Source organism: Pedobacter sp. HMWF019 (genome assembly GCF_003061025.1).
Lineage (GTDB): Bacteria > Bacteroidota > Bacteroidia > Sphingobacteriales > Sphingobacteriaceae > Pedobacter.
In genome coordinates, this window is the sequence record NZ_QAIL01000182.1 from 1181 (window position 1) to 12062 (window position 10882).

Annotated in this window: 9 protein-coding genes; 3 read left to right on the forward strand and 6 right to left on the reverse strand. The window is 41.7% G+C overall.

Annotated features, from left to right (window positions below):
* Positions 1–85 precede the first annotated feature (85 nt).
* Positions 86–841 (forward strand): DUF1349 domain-containing protein, encoded by a 756-nt coding sequence (locus DBR11_RS11515; protein WP_108552740.1) that lies wholly within the window; start codon positions 86–88, stop codon positions 839–841.
* A 26-nt stretch (positions 842–867) separates the two neighbouring features.
* On the opposite strand, the gene DBR11_RS11520 is transcribed toward DBR11_RS11515, so the two are convergent.
* The 6 genes from DBR11_RS11520 to DBR11_RS11545 form a co-directional block, all read right to left on the reverse strand.
* Positions 868–1407: a YfiT family bacillithiol transferase gene (locus DBR11_RS11520; protein ID WP_108552742.1), complete on the reverse strand. Its 540-nt coding sequence runs from the start codon at positions 1405–1407 to the stop codon at positions 868–870.
* Positions 1408–1528: 121 nt separating this feature from the next.
* Positions 1529–2635: an efflux RND transporter periplasmic adaptor subunit gene (locus DBR11_RS11525; protein ID WP_108552744.1), complete on the reverse strand. Its 1107-nt coding sequence runs from the start codon at positions 2633–2635 to the stop codon at positions 1529–1531.
* Between the two features lie 13 nt (positions 2636–2648).
* A complete protein-coding gene (locus DBR11_RS11530; RefSeq protein ID WP_108552746.1) occupies positions 2649–5837 on the reverse strand; it encodes an efflux RND transporter permease subunit in 3189 nt (1062 codons plus the stop codon).
* A 5-nt stretch (positions 5838–5842) separates the two neighbouring features.
* The gene (locus DBR11_RS11535; RefSeq protein ID WP_108552748.1) at positions 5843–7222 is read right to left on the reverse strand and encodes a TolC family protein; all 1380 of its coding nucleotides are present in this window, start codon (positions 7220–7222) and stop codon (positions 5843–5845) included.
* A 59-nt stretch (positions 7223–7281) separates the two neighbouring features.
* Positions 7282–7719, reverse strand: a complete 438-nt coding sequence (locus tag DBR11_RS11540) for a hypothetical protein (protein WP_108552750.1) — start codon at positions 7717–7719, stop codon at positions 7282–7284.
* 31 nt (positions 7720–7750) lie between these two features.
* The gene (locus tag DBR11_RS11545; protein ID WP_108552759.1) at positions 7751–8590 is read right to left on the reverse strand and encodes an AraC family transcriptional regulator; all 840 of its coding nucleotides are present in this window, start codon (positions 8588–8590) and stop codon (positions 7751–7753) included.
* 140 nt (positions 8591–8730) lie between these two features.
* Between DBR11_RS11545 and DBR11_RS11550 the strand changes: the two genes are divergently transcribed.
* Both DBR11_RS11550 and DBR11_RS11555 read left to right on the forward strand, forming a co-directional pair.
* Positions 8731–9858: an L-dopachrome tautomerase-related protein gene (locus tag DBR11_RS11550; RefSeq protein WP_108552752.1), complete on the forward strand. Its 1128-nt coding sequence runs from the start codon at positions 8731–8733 to the stop codon at positions 9856–9858.
* A gap of 16 nt (positions 9859–9874) precedes the next feature.
* The coding region (locus DBR11_RS11555; protein WP_108552754.1) for an aldo/keto reductase at positions 9875–10882 on the forward strand (1008 nt) is incomplete at its 3' end.

Sequence of the window (10882 nt, forward strand, 5' to 3'; positions counted from 1 at the left end):
GAGGTATTGTAGCAACCGGAGTCTGCGTTTAACTTTAGCCTGACGAAAATATGTTTTTTCGACGATTATAAAATATAAAACAACTATGAAATCAAAATTTTCAGGTATCAGTGCTTTGATGGGAATCGCTTTTTTATTCAGCTGCAATAATAAAGAGATAAAAGATCAGGAATCTAAAGATTCCATGAAGGCAACATCAACTGATTCGGCACGTGTAAATGGGACACCTTGCGATATTTCAATCTCCGGAATTCATTTCACAAAATCCGTTAACGGAGCAGATACCCTTGCGAAAACAGATAATAATGGAAAAATAGCTTTCCATGTGGGGGAAAAGAAAGATTATTTCTCTGACCCGAACAATCAGCTGTCCAATAATACCGCACCTATTCTCCTGGCAAAGGTGGATAATACAAAGCCTTTTACCTTGGTTTCAAAGGTCACTCCTACTTTTACAGAAAAAGGTCTTTACAACGCCGGGGTGCTTTATATCTATGTACATGATAACTTTTATCAGAAATATTGTTTTGAACAGGATGAACGTGGAAACCATCGTTTGGTCACTGTAAGAACCATTGGCACCTCTGATGACAATAACCACGATGCCATACAAAGCCCTTTTGTTTACATGAAGATCTCTTCTGACACGCGTACGGTGGCCAGCTATTATTCTGTTGACAAGAAGACCTGGCATATGGTTCGCCTCTATAAAAACAACTATCCTGCTGAAATCTGGATGGGCATTAGTGCTCAATGTCCTGTAGACAAGGGATCGGTAAGTTATTTCGAAGATTTGAGCTTGCAACAGAGCAGCGTGCGTGATTTTCGTATGGGGAATTAGTATCTATCTACAAACACACAAGCATATTACCATCCCATTCTTTTACGTAATGAAATGATCTGCTCTGCATGATGTGCCCCATGCCAGTTATACTGATTGACCATTTGCCAGATCGGCATGTACTCTTTATTTCCGGGATGGTAATAGGTTCTTGTCCAGTCTTCATCTTTAATATTTTCCAACAAAGCTGTCCATCTCCTATGCAAGGCATGCAGCAACGTTACAGATACGTTAAGTGGAACCAGATGAACATCTGGCAATTCAGCCCAAAGATTTTCATCATAAGGACTAATCCTTGGTTGCTCTTCTGTTAAGGCCAGTTTTGATCTGATATAGGCATTCATATGGCTGTCTGCTACATGATGAACGACTTGTATAATGGTCCAGCCACCTGGTCGGTAAGATGTATTTAACTGTGCTTCATCCAGATTTTCTATGCAATAATCAAACAATAAAGGTGCTGATTTTAGGCCACCAATCCAGGAGGCAATATTATCCGGGCTATATTTGGTTGCTGGTACAAACCGGCCAATTGGGTACATTAAATCTTCTATAGAATTTTCCATCACCTGAAAATTAACAAAAAATATGCACTGGCAAAATAAGCTGATCATTATTCTGTTCTGCCAGAACCAAGAAGTCTGGATAACAGCAAGAAATTTAAATATTTCCTGCTGTTAGAGTTCATTACTTGATGAGAAGCTTGGTTTTCGGGGTCAATTCTTCCGATCCAACTTTAACGACATGATCTTGTGGATTTATATCTCCAAATACTTCCTGTAGTTCGCCCTTTCTAATGCCAAGACTTACCGGCACGCTCTCGGCCAATCCATTTTCTACTTTTAGAACAAAAACACCTGACTGAGCTGTCACAATACTGCTTGCCGGCAACCACAAGGTTGAGCTGGGTCTTCTCATATTAAGTTTAACCTGTGCATATTCCCCACCCCCCAGAATTCCGGATTGATTCTGAACATCAAATTCGGTTACTACAGCACGTGATTTCTGGTCTAAAACACTACTCTTCCTTGAAAAGTTGGAGGAGAATGTTTTTCCAGGATAGTTCTTCACTGTAAAAGACACTTTTATTCCATTATAGATAGACTGGGCATGTTTTTCAGGAATTGCAACCGTAAGCCGGAGCTTTTGGGTTTGTGCTATTGTAAGCAAAGCCACTTGCGATCCATCCCCAACCAGCGCACCTGCAGAAACATTTTTCTCTGTAACGACTCCATCAAATGGTGCTGTTATCTTTAGATACTGCTGTAACTGTGCCGACGCATTTGTTTTCGCTTTCACGGATATAAAAGCAGCGCTGTCTTTTTTTAATTTACTTTTAGCCCGGTCCAACTCAATTTCCGCAACTGCTCCGGATTTTAAAGCTGCCTTTTTTAATCTTTCATACGATTGACGGCTATAGATATAATCTTCCTGAAATTTTTGCTCATCAGACTTTGCCGACATATATTGCTGAATAATTTCTGGTGCTTCCAATACAACCAGAAGTTGCCCTTTGGTTACTTTAGCTCCCCTATCTACCATTATTTTTTTTACAAATCCTTTTACTTTTGGATACAACACAACTTCCTCATACGCCTTAAGCTCACCGGGAAGCTCCAACGAAAAGTAGGGCTGGTCCAGTACAGGATGAACAACGCTCACCTGAACCTCATTTTTTTTATTTGTTGTACCATGGGGAACGTTTGATTTTTCCTGGTGACAAGCTGATAAGACGAACAACAAGGCCAGCATAAGCCCTTGCGTTCTATACAATTTATATTGATTTTGTTTCATTTCTTTTTGTTCTTTAATTGTTAGCTGGAGCTTTTTTCTCTAAATGATTCTGACTGAAATTTTCAGGGTCATCAGGATCCAGACTTGGACTGTTGGCGGCCTTATTTTTCATGATGGTGGTGTATAAATGTGGCAGAACAAGCAAAGCCGTCAACGTAGACAAAACAAGCCCCCCAATTACGGCCTGACCAAGAGGAGCAACCTGTTCTCCTCCTTCGCCCATTCCCAACGACATTGGGATCATACCCGCAATCATCGCGAGGGTAGTCATGATGATGGGCCTTAACCTCGATGAAACCGCTAAGAAAGCCGCTTGTTTAGCAGCAAGGTTGTGTTTTAAACGGTTAACCTCAGCTTGATTGATCATCAGCACGGCATTAGAAACCGAAACACCAACAGACATGATGATTCCCATATAAGACTGTAAGTTTAAAGTGCTGCCACAAATAATAAGCATCAGCAAACTACCTCCTATTACAGCAGGAACTACCGATAAAATAAGACCTGAGACCGCAAAAGATTGGTAATAGGCGGTAAGCATTAAAAATATAACCACAATGGCCACCAGCAAACCGGTTTTCAATCCAGAGAGGGTGTCATCCAACAACTTCATTAACCCTTCAGTCGAAACAATCACCCCTCTGGGAACTTCACCCGCACCCTTAATTGCAGCTTTCACCGCCTTTGAAGCCGTGCCCAAATCGGATTGATAGGTATTGGCCAATACACTCACATAGCGGTTAGGTCCCTGTCTGTTCACCTGAGCTGGAAGTTTTACCAAACGAAGTATTGCTACATCTTCAAGAACAGGCCTGGATGCACCTGATTTTAAAGGAAGTGCCCGGAGCTTATCCAAAGATTGCATATCAGATTCAGGAATTTGGATCTGAACTTGGAACACGAGCCCGGATTTCGGGTCTAGCCATAAATTCTTATTGGTAAAACGGGTAGAGGATGTCGCCATTGCCAGTGTACGGGCAACATCTTCCATGGTTAACCCAAATTGTGCTGCAAGTTCCCGGTCTACATTGATTTGAACACTGGGCGAGTTTATAGGCTCAGCAACCCTTACATCTTTTAAATAAGGAATTTTCAGCAGTCCTGCTTCGATTTTTTTGGCGTACTTCTCTGCTTCCTTAAGTTGACCAGCTGCTACCTTAATTTGTATCGGTGTCATTGCCCCCTGGCTCATGATCTTTTCTACCAGTTCTATAGGTTCAAAATTCACTTTTAACTCTGGCAGTTTTGCGTGGATCTCCTGCCTGATATTCTCTTTTAATCTGGCCATAGAACCTGGGTATATTTTCTGGTCAATGGATACTTGCAAGACAGATTCATGGCTACCGCTTGTAAAAAGAAATATCGGATTTATGGCTGTTGCTGAAGGTTGCATTCCTACAAAAGCCGAACTAATTTTAACAGCAGCATCAGGTAATTGCGCTTTGACAATTTGGGTAACCTGTTTTAAATAATCTTCTGATTTCTCTAATCTGGTTCCTTCAGCCGCAATGATCCGCAGTTGGATATCTCCACTGTTACTTAAGGGCAATATATCAGTCCCAATAAAAAAACCTCCTGCTAAGATTAAACCCGCTACAATCAATGCATATAATGTAAATACGCTACCGGTCCGGCTTTGCCCATACCGGGTAATGAGAAGATAACGACGTTTGAATTTTTCAAATCTGCTGAGTTCCTTTTTATGAAAGCTTACCTTTTGATGGATATGAGGTTGCATGAGCCAGTTGGCCAGGATAGGTACAAAAGTTTGAGAGGCTACAAATGAAGCGATCATGGCAAAGGCAACCGCCATAGACAGTGGCATAAACATATCTTTAGGTATCCCAGTCATCATAAATGACGGTATTAATACCGCCAGGATACAAAACAGGATGAGTATTTTTGGAATCGAGATTTCTAAAAGAGCATCCAGAATAGCCCGTTGCTTTGGCTTTTGCATTTCAAAATGCTGATGGATGTTTTCAATAGTTACCGTAGCCTCGTCTACAAGGATCCCTATGGCCAGTGCCAGTCCGCTCAATGTCATTACATTAATGGTTTGCCCAAACATATACAGCATGATCACTGCAGAAAGTATAGCAATTGGGATCGTTAGAACAACGATTAATGCACCCCTGGAGTCTCCAAGAAAGATAAATACCATCAAACCGGTAAGCATTGCTCCGAGTAAACCCTCGTGGATCAGATTTTCTAAAGAACGTTCAATATATCCTGATTGATCAAAGACATATTTAACGTCCACATCTTCAGGCATGGCCGCTTTTAATTGGGGAATGGCTGCTTTTAAATCAGATACAACTTTTAAGGTAGAAGCATCTGCCTTTTTGATTACGGGTAGGTAAACAGATCTTTTTCCATTAATAATAGCGTACCCTGTCGTCGCATCTGCAGCATCCTCTACTGTACCTATATCTTTAATAAAGACTGTATTCTCAAACGTTGTTTTTACAGGTATGTTTAAAAATTCTTCAGGGCCACGGGCGATGGAGTTGAGTGGGCTCATCAGATTTTGATCCCCTATGCGGATATTTCCTGCTGGTGAGGGGAAGTTATTTTTAGCTATAGCGGTGGTCACCTGTTCAGCAGACAAACCATAGGACTGCATCAGCTGAGGGTCTACTTTTACAACAATAGTCCGCACGTTACCTCCAAAAGGCGCAGGAGCTGTTACCCCCGGAATATTGACAAACATAGGCCTGACCTTAGTTTGCGCCAACGTTTGAAGTTCTGTTATAGAGCGCTTGGGGCTCTCAAAGACCAGCTGCCCCACCGGAAGAGAACTACCGTCAAAACGGACAACCTGAGGTGGTACTGCCCCGGGGGGCAGAAAACCCATAGCCCGGGACACCTGCGCAGCTACCTCACCAGAGGATTGTGCCATATCTGTACCCGGATAAAAAGTAAGTTTCATGAGGGTAAAACCTTGTACACTTTTGAAATCTATGTCTTTGACTCCACTTACAAAAATGAGTACCTTTTGGAACTCGTTGGCCATAAAACCATCCATGTATGCGGGGGCCAGCCCTCCATACGGCATGGCAATATAAATTACCGGGAGTTCAACTTTAGGAAATATATCTACGTTGATGTTCCGGATCGCAGTAAAGGAAAAATAAGCAATGGCCATGACTGCTACCATTATAGTTAAGGGCTTTTTTAAGGCAAACCTGATCATATTCATAGCATCTAATTAAATTGGTTGATAACATTGGTAAAATCGCCTGAAAGCTCTGCCTGGGTGATCAGCAGATTCCAAAAAGTTTGAGCAGCCTGCAGTTGTTCCTTTTCTGCTAGTTGCAAAAGGGATTGGATCTGCAGTAAATCGGTTAAATTGATCAAGCCGCTTTCATAACGGGTTAAATAGCTTTCATAGGCTTCCGTTGCTTTTTTTAAGGCCATTTCGCTGTGATGAAGTAATTGCACTTGCTGATCAATTTGTGCCGATACGGCTCCCAGAGCAATATTCATTTGCAGTTTTTGCAAATCATATCTGGACTGGGCCCCTTGTATTGTTTTTTGCGCACGTTTACGCTCCAGGGAACTGGTATAGGCATTCCCGATATTCCAGATCAGGCCCACTCCTATAAGGTAATTATTTGCATAGTTTTGGTATCCGGAGCCTATACCATTTTCTATATTGCCATTTGAATTTATTCCACTGCCTCTTGTAGCAAGTCCTCCCAGAATAGATAAAGAAGGAAGGATTTTACTAGACACAACTGCTTGCTGCGCTTTTTCGTAAAGCACCTGTTTATCCAAAACCTGCAGGTAAGGATGGCTTAGGACTACCGAATCCTTAAGTAGGTTATTTTTGAATGACACTTGCAATGTTGGTTGTGGCAAGGAGATTTGTTTAAATGGCACCACTTCGGTCAAATTGATCTGACTGGCCAGGTATTTTCCCTTCCAGTTGTCCTTTAAAGCCAATGCTTGTGCATAGGCGGAGGAGCTAATCGAAGTATCGGCTCCGGGCTTAAGTCCGGCTTCTGTTAAGCTGGTAGAAAGATCCAGAATTTGTTTAAACCGATCAACATTCTTGCTCGCCCAGTTTAAATTGGCATAACTATATTGAACATCAATATAAAGTCGGCTCACTTTTGCATGTAAAGACAAACTGGAAGCCTCGTAACTGCTTTTTGCACCTTGTAATTGGTAGTCAGCAGCCTGGATGGTTTTCCGCTGTTTACCAAATTCGTAAAATTTCCAATCCATCAGGACCGACCCAAAGGTATTGCCTGTTGCCTGAATGGAATTGTTCTCATGTTTGCTGCTGCCAGATACGTTGAATACACCTGGGACTGGGAAAAAAGCCCCGTTGGTCCCTTCAAAGGTTCCATAAGAGTTTTGTACCTGTAACTGAATCTGCGGAAGGGATCTGCTTTTTGCTTCCTGCTTACGTAGTTCATATTCGCCTATCCGGGCTTCACGTTCAGCAAGACCAGGATAAGTCTGATCTGCAAGTTTAAATGCTTGTTTTAAAGAAAAATTAATAGGTTGCTGAGCTCTTGATCTTATACTAAACAGTATAAATAACAGGCAAAGCAATTGAAGAGGATTCCTCATCATAGCTAAAAAATAAAATGAATAGAATTGTAGACTAAAAAATTGTTCTTATCGAAACAATTCTATATCAGAAGAAGCCTGTTTTGCAAAAACAAAGCGGTTTGTGGCCAGCGTAATAGCGATAAAGGAATGGGAAGAACCGAATGATCTTTAACCAAAGACCTTAATGAAAGTAAAAATCCGGGTAAAACAAAAAATAGAAATGGAATGATGGCCACGCGCAGTGACTCCTGCAAAGATGTCGGTTGTGTTCCGAGTTGTATATCACTCCCGGTATTGCAAGACGCATTGGAAAACTCAACATTTCTGTTGTAAATATTTGCTTTATTTAGCTTACCAGAACCCGTAAATTCAATGGTATTTTGGGAGAAAAAAGATTGAAGTCCTTTTCTGATAGAACAAGTAGAGATCAGGCATAGCATCATCAATAAAACAACAGCAAAAGACGGAGAGCTTTTAGCAGGTGATTTATCGAAAAAAGATTTGATCTGATTGTTCATTGTTGCCAAATTACAATTTATTTTGGAGATATCATGAACGGTTGAGGTTCCTGAATTGTAAAGGACTCATTTTACGCATAGTCTTAAAAAAATGTGACAGATGACTTTCATCTGTAAAACCGAACTCCTGTGCAATTTGCTTCAGCGTAAGTCCTGACGCTTGCAGCCGTTTTTCTATAAGTTTGATTCGGTAGGTGTTCACATAGTCTCGGTAGCCGACAGCAAATTTCCGTTTAAAGTAATCACTAAAATAAGTTGGCGCTATATGAAATTGAGTTGAAATATTTTTAATTTGTATTAAGGACGGTTCATAGATATGTTGATGTATGTAAGATATCAATTCTTCTTTATCCGACTGACCATCATCGATACGAATGCTGAGTTTAGCCGCCGCCTCCCTTATAAGCCCAAAAATCGAAAGTATCTGATAATATACCAATGGTGAGGAAGCTACATCTTTCCGGCAATTATAGGCCACAATATTTTCTACTGTATTTCGAAGAATAGAAATACAAGGTTCATCCATCTTCAATTTCACTTCTTTTAAAAGTTTATTGTTCATGATCGCTTCAGGTGTTGATAAACTCAGGGCGTCTGGCCTGTTCATCTTATGCTTAGCAAAATAGCTATCGGTAAATTTTATAAAAGTAAAATGCGTGCTTTTTTTGATTTCAAAATAATGCTGATCTGCCGGGCTAACAATAAACAAATCGCCTGCTTTATACTCAAGCTGGTTATTGTTAAGCAAATGCAGTCCCGCCCCCTTCCTGATGTAAACAAGTTCATAATAGGTATGCCCATGCACCGGCAAATGAAATGACTTTTCTTCAAAATCGTGTATAACTAACTGCTCAAACTGCGTTCTGTTCATAAGTAATTTCATGTTCGATTACGATAAATCTACAATAATATACTACATTTTTACAACATTAAAAACTTTCAATTGTTGAACTTTGTAGTATCATACGATAAAGAAACGTTTGAAATGATAACGTACAAATAAATGCAGTTATGAAACATTTTGTTAACCTGCTTTTCCTGTCCATATTCCTTTTTGCCAGCCCCCTGGTTATGGCCCAACAGGATTATGAAATCATAGCCCATATATCGCCGCCCACTCCAGATGTATCCGGCATTGCGGTAAGTTCTGATAACCGGGTTTTCCTTGGTTTTCCAAGGCATGCTGATCTTCATGATTCCCTGGCATTAGCCGAACTGATTGATGGCAAAGTAATTCCTTTTCCGAGCCGGGAATATGTGTTCCCTTCCAATAAACCTTTTAAAGACTGGCTGGTATCGCCTCATGGAATATATATCGATAAAAAAGATGTTCTTTGGGTGCTGGATGACGGAAAACGGGCAGGTATCGATCAAATACCCGAAGGTGCAGCCAAGGTAGTTGCCATAGACATCAGAACAAAGAAGATCTTATATACACTGGTGATCCCAAAACCGGTGCTTTCTGATGATGCACATTACAATGACCTCAGAGTTGACCTCTCACATGGAGAAAAAGGGACAGTGTACATTGCCAATTCAGGTTTCGGCGAACACTATTCCCTGATTGTGATCGATGTTGCTTCTGGTCAAACCCGCGAGGTATTACTGAACCATTACAGCACCTCGCCCGAACCCGGATTTATGGGCTTTCTTGAGGGTAGGCCGCACATCTATAACATTAAGAAACAAAGCTTTCCCAATGGTGGTGCTGATGGTATAGCCCTTAGCCCGGATAACAATACCTTGTACTGGACAGCCATTACGGGCCGCCATTTGTATAGTCTTTCTACCGGTATACTCAGTAATTTCAACACCACCAGCCTGCAACTTGCTGATGCGGTAAAATTTGAGGGAGAGCATCCCGCCTGCGACGGACTGGCAGAAGATGAAAATGGGAATATCTACTTTGGCAGTTTTGAGCAACAATCAATTGTTCAGCGGACTGCAGATGGGCAATATCACCTTCTGGCGCATGACAAAGATAATTTTGTCTGGCCCGATGGCCTGGCTTACCGCAACGGTTATGTCTATGTCACTCTTGGGCAATGGAATCGTCTACCAGGATTCAACAATGGAAGAGATAGGAGAAAACCTCCCTACCTGGTGGTCAGAATAAAAATAAACGAAAATATTAAATAAGTTAAACTAAAGAAAAATGGAATACAGACAATTAGGTGCATCAGGTTTACAGGTGCCCGTATTAAGTTTCGGTACCGCTACTTTTGGTGGTGGCAATGAATTTTTCAAAGCCTGGGGAAGTACACAAGCTGAAGAAGCCAAAAGGCTGATTGACATTTGCATGGACGCTGGAGTAAACCTTTTCGACACCGCAGATATTTATTCTGATGGCCTGGCCGAGGAAGTACTGGGCAAGGCAATCGCTGGTCACCAAAGAGATAAACTCTTACTTTCTACAAAAGCAACCTTCACTTTTGGGGAAGGCCCAAATAACCAGGGCTCCTCCCGTTTCCATATCTTAAAGCAGATAGAAGGCAGTCTGAAGCGCCTCGGAACGGATTACATCGACATCTATCATATGCATGGTTTTGACGGGAATACACCAGTAGAAGAAACCCTACGGACCCTTGATGACCTGATACAAAGTGGAAAAGTCCGCTACATTGCTGCCTCCAATTTTTCCGGCTGGCATTTGATGAAGTCACTGGGCCTATCAGAAAAAAACGGATGGAACCGATATGTTGCACATCAGGTGTATTACTCTCTGGCTAACCGAGAATACGAATGGGAGTTGATGCCTTTAGGACTTGATCAGCAAGTAGGTGCCATCATCTGGTCACCACTGTCTGCCGGAAGACTGGGTGGTAAATATGGCCGAAATAAACCTGTTCCAACTGAAGGACGGGTAGCACAGGGAGGAAGTCCGGTTCCGGAAATGGTTGTAAAAGAAGAAGTATTCTACGATACGATAGATGTATTGCATGAAGTGGCCGAGGAAACAAGCAAAAGTGTAGCCCAGGTCGCACTAAACTGGTTGCTGCAAAGACCGACAGTTTCGAGTATCATCATTGGAGCGAGGAATGAAGAGCAATTAAAGCAAAACCTTGGTGCAGTGGGTTGGAACCTTACAAAAGAGCAGGTTAAAAGGCTCGACCAGGCCAGCACAGTTCCACCGATCTATCCTTACTGGCATCAGTGGCAAAAC

What these genes read in the sequence shown, in the direction of transcription:
- DBR11_RS11545 (WP_108552759.1), bottom strand. Translation starts at nt 8,590, where the DNA reads ATGAACAGAACGCAGTTTGAGCAGTTAGTTATACACGATTTTGAAGAA.
- DBR11_RS11520 (WP_108552742.1), bottom strand. Translation starts at nt 1,407, where the DNA reads ATGGAAAATTCTATAGAAGATTTAATGTACCCAATTGGCCGGTTTGTA.
- DBR11_RS11515 (WP_108552740.1), top strand. Translation starts at nt 86, where the DNA reads ATGAAATCAAAATTTTCAGGTATCAGTGCTTTGATGGGAATCGCTTTT.
- DBR11_RS11525 (WP_108552744.1), bottom strand. Translation starts at nt 2,635, where the DNA reads ATGAAACAAAATCAATATAAATTGTATAGAACGCAAGGGCTTATGCTG.
- DBR11_RS11530 (WP_108552746.1), bottom strand. Translation starts at nt 5,837, where the DNA reads ATGAATATGATCAGGTTTGCCTTAAAAAAGCCCTTAACTATAATGGTA.
- DBR11_RS11535 (WP_108552748.1), bottom strand. Translation starts at nt 7,222, where the DNA reads ATGATGAGGAATCCTCTTCAATTGCTTTGCCTGTTATTTATACTGTTT.
- DBR11_RS11550 (WP_108552752.1), top strand. Translation starts at nt 8,731, where the DNA reads ATGAAACATTTTGTTAACCTGCTTTTCCTGTCCATATTCCTTTTTGCC.
- DBR11_RS11540 (WP_108552750.1), bottom strand. Translation starts at nt 7,719, where the DNA reads ATGAACAATCAGATCAAATCTTTTTTCGATAAATCACCTGCTAAAAGC.